This window comes from Curvivirga sp., from assembly GCF_965219885.1.
In the GTDB taxonomy this organism is placed as follows: Bacteria; Pseudomonadota; Alphaproteobacteria; order UBA8366; family Aestuariispiraceae; genus Curvivirga.
Window position 1 is genome coordinate 989,888 of record NZ_CBDCOT010000009.1, and the last position, 16,779, is coordinate 1,006,666.

Here is a 16,779-nt window from a genome sequence, read left to right on the forward strand (position 1 = left end):
ACCAAGGATATCCATTGGTTCTTCTATAGGAAAGAGATTAAATTGACCACGGACGTTAAAAAACAACAGGGTGAAAAACCTGTGATCCTGCAAGTATTGCCTGCGCTTCATACAGGAGGCGTGGAACGTGGTAGTGTGGATGTGGCCGCTGCGACCGAAGCTGCAGAGTTTAAATCTGTTGTAACTTCTGCCGGTGGCCCAATGGTACATCAGGTAGAACGTGTCGGGGCAAAGCACGTCACTTTGCCGTTGGATAGCAAGAACCCTTTTACGATTTTCAAGAATATTAAACGTCTTGAAAAAGTTATTAAGCGGGAAAATGTATCTGTTGTGCATGCGCGTAGTCGCGCCCCTGCATGGAGTGCCTATTTCGCCTGTCGTCGTTTAGGCGTGCCTTTTATGACAACGTTTCACGGCACATATAATTTCGACGGCCCGATTAAGAAATTTTATAACTCTGTGATGCAGAAAGGCGAAAAGGTTATCGCCATCAGCGAATTTATCGTTGATCATATGATGGAAAATTATAAAACCCCTTGGTCCAAAATACGCCTCGTACGACGTGGCATGGATTTAGATGTTTTTAATCCGGAAAAAGTACCTGCTTCTCGTGTGGTGAAATTAGCGACAGAATGGCGTTTGCCTGATGGGGTGCCTGTGGTGATGTTATCTGGCCGTTTAACGCGCTGGAAGGGACAAATCTTGTTGCTGAAGGCGCTAGGTAAACTGGATATGAATGTGCGTTGTCTGCTTGTTGGTTCTGGACGCCCTGAATATCAAAGCGAAGTCGAAGCGCTGGCAAAAGAACTTTCCATTGATGACCGTGTGCATGTGGTTGGGGAATGTCGTGATATGGCGGCGGCTTATAAATTGGCGGATGTGGTGGTGTCTGCCTCAACTGACCCGGAAGCCTTTGGTCGTGTTGCCGTTGAAGGACAAGCCATGGGTCGCCCAGTTGTGGCACCACATCATGGCGGGGCAGTTGAGCAAATTGAACATGGTGTGACCGGATGGTTATTTAAGCCGGGTGATCCGGATGATTTAGCCCGTATGTTGAAAAAAGCGCTTTCGCTTGATGAAGCTCAACGAAAAGAGTTTCATGATCGTGCGATAAAAAGTGTGCATGAAAATTTCACTAATGAGAAAATGTTGCGTCGTACATTGAATGTATATCGCGAAATTCTTGATCTACCATTAGAGAAGAAGTCAGAGACAACGTCAGCTGAACCAAAGCCCAAAAAGGCCTCTGCGAAGAAAGTAACGGCTAAAAAGTCTGCGACAAAAAAGGCTGCTTCCAAGAAGGCAGTTGCGAAGAAAACGGCAACAAAGAAGACGAAGGCAAAATCTGCCAAAGCGAAAACCAAGGCAGCTAAGGTGAAATCTTCAAAAGCAAAAGCAGCGCAACCAAAAGCAAAGTAATAATACGAAGATGACTTCAGAAAATATCCTGATTATCAAACTCAGCGCCTTAGGTGATTTTGTACAAGCCTTAGGTCCAATGCAGGCCATTCGTCGTCATCATCCAGATGCTAAATTGACATTGCTTACAACAAAACCTTTTGTGGATATTGCGGAGCGCAGTGGTTGGTTTCAGGAAGTTATCGTAGATAAACGGCCGAAATTGCTTAATATAAAAGCAATGTTGCAACTTCGTAATAAGTTGCGGTCAGGTAAGTTTGCGCGCGTTTACGATCTGCAAACATCTGACCGATCCAGTTCCTATTATCGACTAATGGGAAATCCGAAACCTGAATGGTCTGGTATTGCAAAAGGGTCTAGTCACCCCCATGCAAATCCAAATCGGGATTTTATGCATACGGTGGATCGTCAGGCAGAACAATTATCCATGGCAGGCATCACTGATGTGCCTTTCCCCGATGTGAGTTGGATGGAAGCAGATCCATCTAAATTCGGATTACCTGAAAATTATGCGTTGCTTATTCCTGGTGGGGCGCCACATCGTCCGGACAAGCGCTGGCCGGGATCAAGTTATGGGCAATTGGCGGCGAGATTGGTTCAAGAAGGCATTACGCCAGTGATTTTGGGAACCAAGGCAGAAGAAAAAGAAGCGGACGAAATTCAGGCGGAATGCCCGGAAGCTATAAGTTTACTTGGTAAAACCACATTGTTTGAAATTGCCGCCTTGGCCCGAAAAGCACGTTTTTCCGTTGGTAATGATACGGGCCCAACCCATTTGGCAGCGATAGCAGGGGCGCCGACTTTGGCTTTGTTTTCCCATGCCAGTAATCCGGATCTATGTGGTCAACGTGGACCAGAAGTCGAAATTTTACGGGTGCCGGATTTAAGTAATCTTCCTGTGCCGGATGTGTTTGGAAAGTTGCGTTCTATCGCACATTTGTCACAACCAGAAACATAATCACCCGATTTCGATTAAATATCCGCAAAAACAGGTGTTTTTCCCCCGCTTTTACTTGCGGTTCAAAGCCGTTTCCAGTATGAACCACACACGGTAAATCTAAAATTGTTTGGATTTCACCGCACGAAAATTTCTAAATACAAACATAAAGGACATACGATCATGGTTGCGATAACGCTTCCGGACGGCTCCAAGCGAGATTTTGAAGGAGCAGTTACTGGTTTACAAGTAGCTGAATCCATTAGTAAATCTCTTGCGAAAGCAGTCGTCCTTGCAAAGGTAGATGGTGAAGACTGGGATTTAAATCGTCCGATCACTACCGACGCAACAGTGTCCTTGGTTAAAAAAGATGATGAAGAAGCCTTGGATCTGTTGCGCCACGATGGGGCCCATGTTTTAGCACAGGCAGTACAGGAGTTATTCCCAGGCACACAAATCACCTTTGGTCCATCTACAGATGATGGTTTTTATTATGATTTCCATCGTGAAGAGCCATTTTCAACAGATGATTTTGCCGCGATTGAAAAACAAATGCGCAAAATTGTTGAGCGCAATGACGAAATCGTGCGCGAAGTTTGGTCTCGTGAAGATGTGCATAAATATTTCACTGAAAATGGTGAAACATTTAAGGCGGAATGGGTTCTGGAATTGCCAGAAGACGAAGACATCACCATGTATCGTCAAGGCGATCAATGGGTTGATCTTTGCCGTGGTCCGCATTTGCCATCCACAGGGCGTTTGGGTACGTCTTTCAAATTGATGAAATTGGCGGGTGCTTATTGGCGCGGTGATGCCAATAATCCACAATTGCAACGTATCTATGGTACAGTTTGGCGCAATGATAAAGAACTGAAAGCTTATCTGACACGTTTGGAAGAAGCGGAAAAACGCGACCATCGTAAGATTGGTCGTGAAATGGGTCTTTTCCATATTCAGGAAGAAGCTGTTGGCGCGATTTTCTGGCATCCAAAAGGTTGGAAACTTTATTCAACACTTGAAGATTATATGCGTAAACGCATCAATGACTCTGACTATGTTGAGGTAAAAACACCTCAATTGGTGGATCGTAAGCTTTGGGAAATGTCCGGTCACTGGGATAAGTTTCATGAGCATATGTTCATCGCCGAGGTAGATGAAGTTGATTCAGCTGCGGCTGAAGATGCAAAACGTATGTTGGCGTTAAAGCCGATGAACTGTCCGGGCCATGTTCAGATTTTCCGTCAAGGCATCCGGTCTTACAAAGATTTGCCGATGCGTATGGCAGAGATGGGCGCATGTCACCGGTATGAGCCACGTGGCGCATTGCATGGCATTATGCGTGTGCGTGCCTTCACGCAGGATGATGGGCATATCTTCTGTACCGAAGATCAGATTGTTTCAGAAACCAAAGTGTTCATCGATCTGTTAAAATCTGTCTATAAAGATTTAGGTTTTACGGAAATCGCGGTGAAATTCTCTGACCGACCTGAAAAACGTGCAGGCACAGATGAGATTTGGGACAAATCCGAAGCGGCGTTGAAAGAAGCAACCGAAGCAGCAGGTCTGTCTTATACATTGAACCCGGGTGAAGGGGCTTTCTATGGTCCGAAACTTGAATTTGTATTGCGGGATGCTATTGGTCGTGACTGGCAATGTGGTACCTTGCAAGCAGATTTCGTATTGCCGGAACGTCTGGATGCGGCCTATGTAGGTGAAGATGGTGAAAAACATCGCCCTGTGATGTTGCACCGTGCGATCCTTGGATCTTTTGAGCGTTTCATCGGTATCTTGATTGAACAATATGCAGGCAAATTCCCTGTATGGTTGGCGCCAACACAGGCGGTTGTGGCAACCATCACATCTGTTGCGGATGACTATGCAGAGGAAGTAACCAATGCATTGAAAGCGGCAGGTGTGCGCGTTGAATGCGATCTCAGAAACGAAAAAATTAACTTCAAAGTGCGCGATCATTCTGTGAAGAAAGTACCATTGATCTTGGTTGTTGGTGCACGCGAAGCCGAAGAAAAAACTGTGGCGATCCGTCGTTTGGGCGGTAAGGCACAGGAAGTGATGTCACTGGATGCGGCAATTGAATTGCTAAAATCCGAAGCTGCTTTACCTAGTGGTGAGTGATAACGCTTAAAAATTAAGGGATTTCAGGTCTTTTCGACATGAAATCCCTTGAAAGCGACAGATAGCTTTGTTTTAATGCAGCTATCGAATTTGGAAAAACTGGTCAGGTGGTCTTCAAAAGGAAGGCCCAAGGAGGAAAGCATACGCCGTCCACGTAACGCACAAATGCCGGAAAAGTCCGGACCTCGTGCAAATGAATCTATTGAGGCAGCCGAAGTGCGTCTTATTGATGAAACTGGGGAAAATGTTGGAGTTGTAAAAACTCGTGACGCTGTTCAACGCGCAGCACAAGCTGGTCTAGACTTGGTGGAAATTTCACCAGGCGCGAAACCGCCTGTGGCTAAGATCATGGATCTTGGTAAGTATAAATACGAGCTGCAAAAGAAACAGAATGAAGCCCGTAAAAAACAAAAAACCATCGAAGTGAAGGAACTTAAATTCCGTCCGAATATTGATGAGCATGATTATCAGGTAAAAATGAAAAACATGCATAAATTCATCGATGCGGGCGATAAAGTTAAAGTAACTCTTCGTTTCCGTGGACGTGAAATGGCGCATCAGGAATTAGGTATGGAAGTCCTTAACCGTGTTCGCGAAGAAATGGGCGACAAGGTGAAAGTGGAAGCCAAACCAAATATGGAAGGCCGTCAAATGGTGATGGTGCTTGCCCCTGAGGCTAGTAAGTAGAGGCACAGCCTCACACTTAAGTTTGCTGGAGTAATTCTCTTGGCAAATACAAGAAATTAAAGAAACCGTGTTGGGCAACCAGCACGGTTTTTGTTTGCAAAAAGAGGGGTGTGCAGTGAAAATCAATTTTTGGTTGTGTTGAGGAGGAATTGATGAGTGTAGGCACTATATTAAGTGGGGAAGATGCAGTAAATTTGTGGCTTCAAGGGAGTGAGGCTTGGAATGAATGGGTAGGGGAAAATCCAGTTGGGGATGTAGATTTTTCAGATGTAGATTTTTCTATATATTTGAACGAGGATGAGCCTGTCGCCTTTGATGATTTAGATTTTCCAAAAGGTGAAATACTCTTTGAGTATTCATCATTTAGTTCTGGAAATGTACTTAAGTTTGATAGGTGTCGGTTTAAAGAGAATGAATTAAAATTCAATCATATAAAATTTTCAGATAATTTGGTACACTTTGTAAATGTAGAATTTAATCAAACAAAAATATGGTGCCATGATACAACATTTAGTGATAATAGCTTTGATATAATTCATTCAAATTTAAGAGATGTTAGTTTAATTTTCACTCGTACTTCTTTTGAAAATTCAGATTTCTTGTTTTTGGGAAATAAGTTAGATTATTTCTATTTCTATGCTTCTAAAACTGATTTTGATGGGAAGTTTGATGTAAATGCAGAAGTGGGAAGTTCAACATATTTCGATTTTAAAGGTTGTAGGTTTTCACGCAATGTAAGTTTTGATGAATTAAACAGCTCGGAGAATTTATATAAATTGTCATTTCGATCATGCACATTTGAACGTTATTTGGCACTTCCAAAAAATGAAATGAAATTCATTCCAGATTTGATAGATACAAAAATCTCGAACCAGTTTTCAGTGCACAATATCAAATGTCATTTATCAGTTAAGAAGAAAAAAATATTTAAAATTTTTTCCGTGCTTTATGCCTCAGAAGAGGAGGATTCAGCAAGATTAAGACGTTTAAAAGAAATCGCAGAAGATAATAAAGACCACACGCAGGCCCTACGATTTATGGCGATGGAGATGCGGGCGAAGCGTTGGCATCCTGAGCTGATGAGCAATGCGGCGTCTTTGATGGATTTGGCTTTTGATAAGTTAAGCAGTTATGGGCGCAGTATTAAGAAGCCTATTATATTATGGTTGGCGCAGCTTATTATATTTTTTGGGGTTTTTCTAAGCCTATCAGAGAAATTGGATTGGCGCAGTTTTGCATCAATCGATTTAAATGTGGAAAATGCGGCTGAATATTCTTTGGCAAATACGTTTAGTTTTTTCAGCCAATCAAAGTCTACGCGTGACCAAGTTGAAACTGTTTTATTTGGTGGTGATCCGAATATTTGGGTTTCGCTATTGTCCTACACGCAAACCGGCCTATCCCTATTATTTCTATTTTTGCTGGGTTTGGCTTTGCGCAATCATTTCAGATTGCGTTAGGCGTTCCTTACTCATCATAATTAATCGGGGTGATCCAGTTGGCGTCATTGTGTTTTTGCCAATAGAGGTCCTTGATTTTGGAGAAGACGGGGCCTGCGGCACTATTTTGTAGGATGGTGTCATCAACTTTTGAGACAAATTGTGGGCCACCGGCAGTGGAGGATAGGAAAACCTCATCCGCGTTTAAGAAGTTTTCTTTTGGTAAGGATTGGATTTTACAGTCTATGCCTAGTTCCGCACAAAGGTCGATTACGGTTTGACGGGTGATGCCTTCCAACACACCGGAAGACGGGGTGTAGACCACGCCATCTTTAACAGCAAAGATATTAAAGCCCGGGCCTTCGGTGATATTGCCATCAAGATCCACAAGCAAGGTATTTTCTGCACCTCTATCATAAGCTTCAAACAGGCCCGCAATTAAATCCAGCCAATGATAATTTTTAATGGTGGGGTCTACCGATTGCGGGGCAATGCGCACCACATCACTGATAGCGATATGAAGGCCACGCTTTTGTTGATCTTCATTGGCGATAGAGCCCAAAGGAATAGCAAAACAAATCAGACGATTATCCGCATCCCTTGGATCGCGACTAAAGGTGGGGGAAGAACCACGGGTACAAATCATTTCCACATAGGCATTTTGAAGGCCGGATAAACCTACACAATTATGTAGAATATCTTCTAGTTCTGTACGTTCCACAGGTAAAGTCATGCGTAACTTTTCAACACTGTTGAGGAAGCGATCCACATATTTATCAAGACGGAAAAAAGCGCCTTCCCAAGCATGGACCACATCATAAGTGGCGTCAGAGCGCAAAAATCCCCAATCAAGAACAGATATTTTGGCTTCATTCATCGGGATATATTGGCCATCCATATAGGCCACCCCTTTTGGATAGGGACGTGGGTCTTGATAATGGTGTTGCAAAACGGGTTTTGTCATTTGCCAATCTTCCCTGAATTTGTATATGGTCAGTTTGTAACCTAAAGAGTGACATGTTTTGTCTGGGATTTCTGCCCTAAATTTCTGAAATTGTGAGGCAAATTACCCAAATCTAGTCGATGGATGAGATGAAAGTTAGTTTAAAAGAATTAGATAATCTGGATCGTAAGCTGTTAAACCTGTTGCAAAAAGACAGTCGTTTATCCGCAGAAGCACTTGCCGTGACACTGAACAGCTCCCGATCTTCAATCCAGCGACGTCTCAAAAATCTTCGTGAAAGCGGGGTGATTGCACAAGAAACCGTTATTCTTTCCCAAGATGTGATGCGGGAAAAGATCAGCGGATTATTGGAAATCCGTCTTGAAAAAGTGACACAGGATATCTTGGATGAGTTTCGGGCCAGCATGTTGCGTCATGACGAAATACAGCAATGTTATTATGTGACGGGCACGGCGGATTTTGTTGTCTTGGTCGTGGCTGAAAACATGACCCATTACGAAGATTTTACCCGCAAGATTTTCACAGAAAACAAAAATATCAAACGCTATAATTCCAACATCATTGCCGATACGATCAAGGCAGGTTTATTTGTGCCATTGAAAGAGGAGGAGGAAAAATGAAGATGATTTGTCGTTTATTTATTTTTCTTGCTGCCGCTGTGTTGGGGGTAAATCATTCTATTTCTTTGGCAGATGATTATGACCCCCTCACCTTCACACCAAATGGGGATACCTTGATTGTGGAAGGGGTTATTGATGATCGGGCCATTGAATCCTTTATCGTGGCAATTAATGAAAATCCCAATGTGAAGTCTTTAACCCTAAAATATGTCCCGGGCTCAGCTGATGATGATTATAATTTGATCTTGTCGCGTGTGGTGCGATCTATGGGGTTGGGCACTATTATTCCAAAAGGGGGATTGGTGGCGTCTGGCGGGACAGATTTGTTTTTAGCTGGCGTCTGGCGGAAAGTCTCCACCAATGCCTGTATTGGGGTGCATTCCTGGGATTATGAAGAAGACGGACATATTATACAGGCGACGGATTTCCCGAAACATGATCTCGTCCATCAAATGTATCTGCGATATTTTCGCGATATGGGCATTCCACCAGCCTTTTATTGGTATACGTTAGACGCAGCCCCCGCCGCCGATATGCATTGGATGCATAAATCTGAATTAAAGAAATTCAATATGGTGACAGAGGCTGATGTCCTTCCAAATCTGGGCACAGATTACTATTGTGATCGATTGTAATTATTCATCTTCGGCTTTATTCCAGTCAAATCTGACGCGGACTACGCCATGGTCGGATTTGATTTTATCCTTGCCATGATCGTCTGTGTGGTCATTTAAGATATGCATGTCCCGAAATGACCAGAAACGGCTGTTGGAATAATCATAAAATTCTTCGGAAGCCAAAACATGATCAATGACTTCGGGTACATTTTTATATTCATGGCTGTAATAGGTATCTTTTAGGCTGCGCAATTGTTGTAGATTGATGGCTGGAAAGAGGCCGGTGTCGTTTCTGTTGTTACTTGCCGCCGCGGTGCTGTCCGCATACCAACGGAAATCTGGCTGGTTTGATAAGATCGCCAAGGTGTTGGAAAATTGACCGTCATTTAAATCCCCAAGAACTATAACCGGGGTATTCGTGTCTTTCATGATTTTGTTTAAGATGATCCGTAAGGCGGTGGCCTCCGCCGTTCTTCGAATGGTGGAAAGACCTGCGCCTAATGCGTCTTTATGAGACTTAAAGTCAATTGTGGGGTGATGATATTCTTCTCTATCCAATCGAGATCCGCGTTTGGATTTGAAATGGGCACAGAATACATGAAAATTGGGAACGTCATCTCGATCCGCGTTTTTTAAAATAACTTCCAATGGAGATCGGGAGAATTTCTTAATATCCACATGGATTTCTTCATCCTCATGGGCGCTATCCAAATCTTCATCTTCTGTTTCATCCACAAGATCAGGGTTATTCTGCAATTCCTGTAAGGATCGATCTCGTTTGTTAAGAAGCAGTTCTTCTGGAAAATCCTTATGTCGTTTCCAGTTTTCAACTTGCCAAGGCTTACGTACTGCCATCGCCACAGCTATACCGTCCCAGTTTGGTAAATCTGCACCAGCGTCAGGATCTTTGATAAAGACCAGTGTATAATCATCCGATAGATTGGCTTTTTCAAATACATCAACAAGGCATTTTGCGGACCATAACTCTTGAAAACCGATGATGTCAGCATCCAATTGTTTGATTATATTGGCTGTCCAAGTCAATTTTTGATTATAAATTTCAGGGGTATATCGGCGTGTGTTCGGATACATGGCCGTATTTGGTAATTGAAGATTGAGCAGATTGAAGCTGGCAACCGTCAGGTCTCGTGAGTTACTCATTTTTCTCTCCCATAGTCATAAAAATATCGCAGCATATTTATTATATATTCGTAATATTAAATATATATTATTGAGAGAGTTAAATAACTTTTACATGTTAAGAGGGAGAATCTTAGAAAACCCAAGGTAGCAAGAATGGGAGTGTGATAAAGCATATTACTGTGCTGACAACGATCACACCTGCCACTTCCTCCGGCTGGTTGTCGTATAAATTGGCAAATAAATAGTTGAAAACAGCGGATGGCATGGCGGCCTGAATGAGGACAACACCACGTGCAACACCTTGTAAATCAAAAAGCCAGACAAAGAAAAATCCAGCCGCAATGCCGCCAAAGACCCGGATGAAACCAATTAACGCAGCACGCGGTAAAGATCTTACATGCAGTTTTGCCAAGGATATACCCAGCGTTACCAGCATGAGCGGGATGGTAAACGACCCGGTCAGCTCCAGGCTATTCATCACCCATTGCGGCAATGAGATATCTAATTGAATAAGTGCAAGAGAGAGAGCTAACCCCCAAATCATCGGGTTCTTAAACAACTTGGTTAGATTTGCATGACCTGCAGCAATAGCTTGCCCAATAGTGAATTGAGATAGGGGAAGAATTGCAAAATAAGCAACACCCAAGGCCATGCCTTCTTCGCCAAAGGCAAAAAGGCATAGGGGTAAGCCTAAATTTCCATTATTCGGTAACATGGTCACAGGCAGATAGGTGCGAATATTCCAGCCAAGGCTTTTGAACATGACATAGCCGATAACCCCAAAGAGAGCCTGCATTAAAAGGGATATTGCAGCCATCTCCCCCAGATCGCTTAGTCGAATTTCAGCATTAAGAAGGGCATAAACCACAAGGGCGGGTGTACCGAAATTAATGATGAGTGGGGTAAGGGCCTTGGTGTCAAAAGCCTGATTGGTCTTTTGTAGGTAATATCCAATACAGGCCAGAATAAGGACGGGGATGATAACGGCTGCCAATTCTGCAAAAAGCCCTAAAGCCATCTTTTATCCCCCGATCCTGTCTTGATCTTACAGTTTCTCACCGCGGATCAGACGAGGTAAATCCCCGATCACGCCCATGGCATGGCGCATAAAGAATTTCTTGGCTGGCATGACTTTGTTAAGGGCGGCCAAGCCTAGGTCACGCGCCAGACGGATTGATGCATGATCATTTGAAAACAGGCGCAATAAGCCATCGCAAACCGCCGCTAACATAACATTGTCAAAGCGACGCCATTTTTCATATTCGGTTAAAATACTATGGGATCCGATATCAAGGCCCAAACGTTTTGCATCCACCAGAATTTCTGCCAAGGCAGCTACATCGCGGATACCAAGGTTATAGCCTTGTCCTGCAATCGGATGAATGCCATGGGCAGCATCGCCTGCCAAAACCAGACGATCTTCCACATAATGATCCGCTAAGATTAGATTTAATGGATAGGCAAATCGTGGGCCTGCCAATTTTAAATCGCCTAGCCAATCACCAAAGCGAAGTTGCAATTCCGCCATGAAGTCTTCTTCGGACAAATCCATGAATTCTTTGGCCAGTTTGGTTTTTTCCGACCAAACGATATTGGTGCGCCCATCCGTCATTGGCAGCATGGCAAAAGGACCATTGGGCAGGAATAATTCTACGGCTGTGCCTTGATGGTCGCGTTCATGTTCAACAGTACACACAATGGCGGTTTGATCATAATTCCATTCATTATGTTTAATGCCCGCTTCTGCGCGAATTTTGGACTTTCGCCCATCCGCAGCAACCGCCAGGGCTGCTTCGATTTGTCGTCCGTCGGTTAGCGTCAATGTTGCTTTATGGCTGGTTCGCTCAATCGTATCAACGCCGACCGGGTAAAATTGATGAAGTTCTCCGCCTGCATCAGTTGTTTCATATTCTTTTGCCAATTTATAAAGTGCAACACGTGTTTGGCGGTTCTCAATAATATAGCCTAGGGCTGCCTCACCATATTCTTCGCCCAGATCACGATGATCATAATGCATAAATAAGGGTGAGATACCGCGCATCGGATGCCCATCGGCAATCCGTACATCATAGATTGGGCTGGCATGGTCTTCGATATAATCCCAAAGACCGATACCCTTAAATACTTGCGCTGATCCATAGGAAATCGCCGAAGCGCGTCCGTCATAGTCGCCTTCTACCTGATAGCTAGGTGTGTCAAAATCGACCACGGCGACTTTCAGGCCGCCTTTTGCCAAAGCACAACCAAGGGTCATACCTACAAGGCCGCCGCCGGCAATTGCTACATCAACTTTGAAGATATCAGAATTTTGGGACATGGATGCCACCTTTCATAATATGCGACTTGTTCAAACCAACGCGTTTGGATCTGCTTCTATATAATATACGTGCAAAAAACCTAAATTGATTTGCCGCATATATAGGCTTTTTTATCCAAAAGAGCCAGTGGTTAATATTATTGATTAAAATATAGGCATAAATGCGATAGTGATTAAATATTAGGCAATAATATGGGGTTTTTCTTAATATTGTTGCGGTGCAATATTTAATTAAATATTTGATAATTAACAATAAAATGTCAATTTTTCAATTCTGGCACGCCCCTTGTAATAGTAATAGCCAAACGTCTTGTGCGCAGCACAATTTTCAAACAGAGCAGAGGGAGATCGCTCAAATGAAAATGGTTACGGCAATTATTAAGCCTTTCAAGCTGGATGATGTGCGTGAAGCACTGACCGAGCTTGGTGTAACTGGACTGACCGTTATGGAAGCCAAGGGGTTTGGGCGCCAAAAGGGTCAGACTGAAATTTATCGTGGCGCTGAATATGCAGTTAGCTTTTTGCCAAAAGTTAAGTTGGAAGTCGCCGTAGAAGAAGCGCTCACCGAAAAGGTTGTGGAAGCCATTCAATCTTCTGCAGGTACCGGTCGTATTGGCGATGGCAAAATCTTTGTTATGCCAATTGAAAAAGCTGTTCGTATTCGCACGGGCGAAACAGACAGCGCAGCTCTTTAATTCAGACAAATAGGAGCAAAAAATGCTTAACTTGAAGTCTCACAAAATCTGGATGGGCGCTGCGGTGACTGCGGCGGTTATGACAGCTACTCCTGCAATGGCGGAAGTCTCTGCAGAAACATCTTATGTATTTAACACATTTTCCTTTTTGATTAATGGCGCTTTGGTCATGTGGATGGCCGCAGGCTTTGCCATGTTGGAAGCTGGCCTTGTTCGTACAAAGAACACAGCCACCATCTGTTTGAAAAATATTGTTCTCTATTCTATCGCTGGCATCATGTATTACCTGATCGGCTATAGCCTGATGTATACGGACGTATCCGGCTTTATCGGATCATTGGGTGGTATGTTCTATAACCCATCTGAAGCTGAATTGGCGTTGTTGGGAGCTGATGAAGTAACAGCTGAGCTGGTAGCGCCTGTTGTTGAAGGCGGTTATTCCGTTGCATCTGACTGGTTCTTCCAAATGGTGTTTGTGGCAACAACTGCATCTATCGTATCTGGTACTTTGGCAGAACGTATCAAATTCTGGCCTTTTATTATCTTCATCGTTGTTTTGACAGGCTTTATCTATCCAATTCAGGGTTCCTGGACATGGGGTGGCGGCTGGTTAGCTGAAATGGGCTTCTCCGATTTTGCTGGTTCCACAATCGTTCACTCTGTTGGTGGTTGGGCTGCACTTGCTGGTGCGATCGTTCTTGGCGCGCGTAAAGGTAAGTATAATAAAGACGGTCAAGTATTGCCGCTTCCAGGTGCAAATTTACCATTGGCAACTTTGGGTACATTCATCCTATGGATGGGCTGGTTCGGCTTTAACGGTGGTTCTGTATTGGCCTTGGGTGATGCTGCCTCTGCGACATGGATGGCCATTGTCTTCACCAACACAAATCTTGCTGCCGCAGGCGGTGTGGTTGCCGCGACCTTGTTGACACAGGCACTCTATAAAAAGATCGATCTTACAATGGCCTTGAACGGTGCGTTGGCTGGTCTGGTATCCATTACAGCTGGTCCTGATCTAACAAACCACTTCTTGTCTATCGTAATCGGTGCGATTGGTGGTGCCTTGGTGGTGTTCACAATCCCATTGTTAGATAAATTGAAAATTGACGATGTTGTTGGTGCGATCTCTGTTCACTTATTCGCAGGTATCTGGGGCACTTTGGCCGTGGCGATCTTTGGCGGTGGCGATTTGATCGTTCAGCTAACAGGTATCGTTGCAATCGGTGTCTATTCCTTCGTTGTGAGCTTGGTTCTATTCGTGATCTTGAAAGTGGTTATGGGTGTTCGTTGCTCCGAAGAAGACGAAATGTTGGGCTTGGATAAAGCTGAATTAGGTCTGGAAGCATATCCAGAATTCGGCTCCGGCTCTCAAAAGTTTGGTGCGTAAATCCGCACCTGAATAAACGCAATCCCGCGTGGTAAACTATACCCCCGATCTTATTAAGGTCGGGGGCTTTTTTTGTTCCTTGACGAACCCTAAGATGATGTCTCTAAATTAGAAATCAAATAAATGGGGGAATGAAAATGCGGGCGAATTTGTTGAAAAATATAGAGCAACGCATTGAAGCGTTGGTGTATTTTGTTTTCTTACTTGGACTTCATGTTCCGATCTTTCTCAAGATTAGGTCTATATCTTTGTTTTCTGATGCTAATGATGATCAAGTAATTACAATTTCGGATTTGAAGGTTAATTTATTGGAAGCGGCAGATGCTACTGGAAAGTTTTACACAGGCGCTCTGGCTGACACAAAACTAGGTGTCTTTTTTGAGTTAAACCGAATTGAGATTGCTGAAGCAATTTCGCCAATGATTACGATGGTTCTCTTTGTAGCTCTCGGTTTAAGTCTCTTAAATCTTGTAACTAAAGACTGTTTCGTCGTGTTAACAAGACACAACTAAAAATCCAAGTCTGCATAATGTGGCGGTGGTGGGGCGCCCGGGATATGATCTGCCAATAACCCTCGGAAAGAGGGGCGTGATTTCACCTTTGCATACCAGTCCTTCGCACTTGGATGATCGGCCCATGGCACATCCCCAAGATAGTCAACGCATGATAAATGAGCTGCTGCTGCGAGATCAGCGAGGCTCAATTCATCGCCGGCCAACCATTTACGGCGATCCACCAGCCAATCAATATAGCTTAAATGGATATGAATATTTTTATGTCCGGCGCGAATGGCGTTTGAATTAGGCTCCCCCAAACCCAAAAAACGTTTCATGATTTTTTCATTCACAAGATTTTGAATAACTTCATCTTGGAACTTTACATCAAACCATTCAATCAAACGGCGGGTTTCTGCACGTTCTACAGCCCCGGTACCGATTAAAGAGAGTGTGCCATACATTTCATCCAGATATTCGCAGATCACTTGAGATCCACAAACTTTGGTCCCGTCTTCATCCACGATAACGGGTACTTCACCTGTCGGATTTAGGGCTAGGAAATCAGCCTCACGACGCCAGGTTTTTTCAATCTGCATGTTGAATTCCAGCTTTTTTTCTCCCATGAGCAATCGCACCTTGCGACAACCCGGTGAAAGCCAGAGATGGTATAATGTAATCATGATCTTTTGCATATAACCCTGCTTTGCCTGTCGTCGCAATGCTTGCGGTAAAGAATTTGTTAAGATTTTAGGAAAATCTTTCCCACAACAGCGAATTGGACGACACCAATCTGAAGATTTTGCCACTTTAAGGGCAGATTATGTCAAAATTTTGGAGGCTAGCTAAGAAATTGAAAACTTGAACATATTGGATTCCTTGGGGTTGTGTAGGATGTGGATCAAACTGGCATAAAAACTGCTTCTTAAAGGTCAAGTTTAACTGCGAACAAGACCTTTAGGAAAAAAGTGCCGAAATGATAGACGGAATTCGATCTTTCATGAATACAGGGTTAGGAACCCTGCTGACCGCGCAATCCCAGCAAACACAAAAGCTGGAACAAGCGCAGGCAGCGGCACGTCTTGCAAAACAGCAAGAAGTCAAATTCCAAGATAACCCTGCTGTTGAAATTCGTTTATCTCCCCAAGCGCAAGCTTTAATGAAGGCTTTTGAAGATCGTAAAGCTGCTTTGGCAGCCAATGGGGAGGATGCATCAGGCCAGGTTATTAACTTGGCTGAAGAATTCCCAGAGGCAGGTCAGCAAAAGCGTGGTGAAGTGACACGTCCTGCGGTCTCTGTGGCGCTTGACCGTATGTTGGCACAATATGGGACACCGGATTATTCTGCAGAAAACCAAGAACAATTAGATAGTTTATTCCTTCAATTACAGCAAGAGCTTGGCCCAATCCGTGAATTCAACAAAATGCAAGAGGCAAGTCAAAATCAGGTTGTAGACGAAAATACAGGATATAAATCCAGTCTTGCCAAGATGAATGAGCAAGATGCGGAAGACGGCGCAGAGGCATCTCAACAGCATCCAGCTCTTGAAGGCGCAGATGGATTGACTTCTATGGAACGCATTAAATCTGCAATTCTTTATTCAGAACTAGATAGAATTTTAGGTGGCGCTGGGGTGTATTTTGGTGGTGATCAGGTGATCTCTCAATTGGATACAACAACTCAAGAACGCGTTACGGAAGCGAAACGAGATTTAACAAAAATCATCACTGGCTCTGCGAATGGGCCGAGTTTAACGCCAGGTCAAGAAGCACGTGTGGATGAGATTTATCGTGAAATTTCACGTATTCAAACGCAAGCGGAAGATCGTAATGCAAGTAACCGAAAGCAAGCAGTTCGTAACTTGATTGATAGCAGTGCGAACCACAGCCGTGTCATTGATGCAGGTAATGCGTCACTTGGTGGATAA

16 protein-coding genes are annotated in these 16,779 nt (G+C 43.8%); 11 read left to right on the forward strand and 5 right to left on the reverse strand.

The annotated features are described in order from the left end of the window. Window positions 1–42: 42 nt before the first annotated feature. From ACOQOA_RS10150 to ACOQOA_RS10170, 5 genes are all read left to right on the forward strand, one after another. Complete coding sequence (locus tag ACOQOA_RS10150; protein ID WP_420548524.1) at window positions 43–1,419, forward strand: glycosyltransferase family 4 protein; 1,377 nt, start codon at window positions 43–45, stop codon at window positions 1,417–1,419. Window positions 1,420–1,429: 10 nt separating this feature from the next. Beyond that, window positions 1,430–2,377, forward strand: coding sequence for a glycosyltransferase family 9 protein (locus ACOQOA_RS10155; protein ID WP_420548525.1), 948 nt, complete (start codon window positions 1,430–1,432; stop codon window positions 2,375–2,377). A 162-nt stretch (window positions 2,378–2,539) separates the two neighbouring features. Then, window positions 2,540–4,489, forward strand: coding sequence for a threonine--tRNA ligase (thrS, locus tag ACOQOA_RS10160; RefSeq protein WP_420548526.1), 1,950 nt, complete (start codon window positions 2,540–2,542; stop codon window positions 4,487–4,489). A gap of 165 nt (window positions 4,490–4,654) precedes the next feature. Further along, on the forward strand, window positions 4,655–5,176 hold the full coding sequence (gene infC, locus ACOQOA_RS10165) for a translation initiation factor IF-3 (RefSeq protein WP_155154798.1): 522 nt from the start codon (window positions 4,655–4,657) through the stop codon (window positions 5,174–5,176). A gap of 152 nt (window positions 5,177–5,328) precedes the next feature. Next, on the forward strand, window positions 5,329–6,636 hold the full coding sequence (locus ACOQOA_RS10170) for a hypothetical protein (RefSeq protein ID WP_420548527.1): 1,308 nt from the start codon (window positions 5,329–5,331) through the stop codon (window positions 6,634–6,636). A gap of 7 nt (window positions 6,637–6,643) precedes the next feature. Here the strand turns inward: ACOQOA_RS10170 and ACOQOA_RS10175 are convergent, their stop codons facing one another. Next, the gene (locus ACOQOA_RS10175) at window positions 6,644–7,579 is read right to left on the reverse strand and encodes an aminotransferase class IV (protein WP_420548528.1); all 936 of its coding nucleotides are present in this window, start codon (window positions 7,577–7,579) and stop codon (window positions 6,644–6,646) included. A gap of 128 nt (window positions 7,580–7,707) precedes the next feature. Between ACOQOA_RS10175 and ACOQOA_RS10180 the strand changes: the two genes are divergently transcribed. Next, window positions 7,708–8,199: an Lrp/AsnC family transcriptional regulator gene (locus ACOQOA_RS10180; protein ID WP_420548529.1), complete on the forward strand. Its 492-nt coding sequence runs from the start codon at window positions 7,708–7,710 to the stop codon at window positions 8,197–8,199. After that, complete coding sequence (locus tag ACOQOA_RS10185) at window positions 8,196–8,834, forward strand: hypothetical protein (protein ID WP_420548530.1); 639 nt, start codon at window positions 8,196–8,198, stop codon at window positions 8,832–8,834. Before ACOQOA_RS10180 ends, ACOQOA_RS10185 begins: the two co-directional genes overlap by 4 nt. Here ACOQOA_RS10185 and ACOQOA_RS10190 read toward each other — a convergent pair whose 3' ends face one another. The 3 genes from ACOQOA_RS10190 to ACOQOA_RS10200 all read right to left on the reverse strand — a co-directional run bounded on the left by ACOQOA_RS10190 (window position 8,835) and on the right by ACOQOA_RS10200 (window position 12,276). Beyond that, on the reverse strand, window positions 8,835–9,977 hold the full coding sequence (locus ACOQOA_RS10190; RefSeq protein ID WP_420548531.1) for an endonuclease/exonuclease/phosphatase family protein: 1,143 nt from the start codon (window positions 9,975–9,977) through the stop codon (window positions 8,835–8,837). It lies immediately after the preceding gene. 112 nt (window positions 9,978–10,089) lie between these two features. Beyond that, window positions 10,090–10,977, reverse strand: coding sequence for an AEC family transporter (locus ACOQOA_RS10195; RefSeq protein ID WP_420548532.1), 888 nt, complete (start codon window positions 10,975–10,977; stop codon window positions 10,090–10,092). A gap of 27 nt (window positions 10,978–11,004) precedes the next feature. Beyond that, window positions 11,005–12,276: a UbiH/UbiF/VisC/COQ6 family ubiquinone biosynthesis hydroxylase gene (locus tag ACOQOA_RS10200; protein ID WP_420548533.1), complete on the reverse strand. Its 1,272-nt coding sequence runs from the start codon at window positions 12,274–12,276 to the stop codon at window positions 11,005–11,007. A gap of 356 nt (window positions 12,277–12,632) precedes the next feature. On the opposite strand from ACOQOA_RS10200, the gene ACOQOA_RS10205 reads away from it, so the two are divergent. From ACOQOA_RS10205 to ACOQOA_RS10215, 3 genes are all read left to right on the forward strand, one after another. After that, a complete protein-coding gene (locus tag ACOQOA_RS10205; protein WP_155155260.1) occupies window positions 12,633–12,971 on the forward strand; it encodes a P-II family nitrogen regulator in 339 nt (112 codons plus the stop codon). Between the two features lie 22 nt (window positions 12,972–12,993). After that, window positions 12,994–14,358: an ammonium transporter gene (gene amt, locus ACOQOA_RS10210; RefSeq protein WP_420548534.1), complete on the forward strand. Its 1,365-nt coding sequence runs from the start codon at window positions 12,994–12,996 to the stop codon at window positions 14,356–14,358. A 137-nt stretch (window positions 14,359–14,495) separates the two neighbouring features. Beyond that, entirely contained in the window at window positions 14,496–14,870 is a 375-nt protein-coding gene (locus ACOQOA_RS10215) for a hypothetical protein (RefSeq protein ID WP_420548535.1), read from the forward strand. Here ACOQOA_RS10215 and ACOQOA_RS10220 read toward each other — a convergent pair. Beyond that, window positions 14,867–15,535: a glutathione S-transferase family protein gene (locus tag ACOQOA_RS10220; RefSeq protein WP_420550100.1), complete on the reverse strand. Its 669-nt coding sequence runs from the start codon at window positions 15,533–15,535 to the stop codon at window positions 14,867–14,869. The two genes, ACOQOA_RS10215 and ACOQOA_RS10220, sit on opposite strands and share 4 nt — an antisense overlap. Before the next feature lie 293 nt (window positions 15,536–15,828). Here ACOQOA_RS10220 and ACOQOA_RS10225 point away from each other — a divergent pair, with 293 nt between their 5' ends. Next, window positions 15,829–16,779, forward strand: a complete 951-nt coding sequence (locus ACOQOA_RS10225; protein WP_420548536.1) for a hypothetical protein — start codon at window positions 15,829–15,831, stop codon at window positions 16,777–16,779.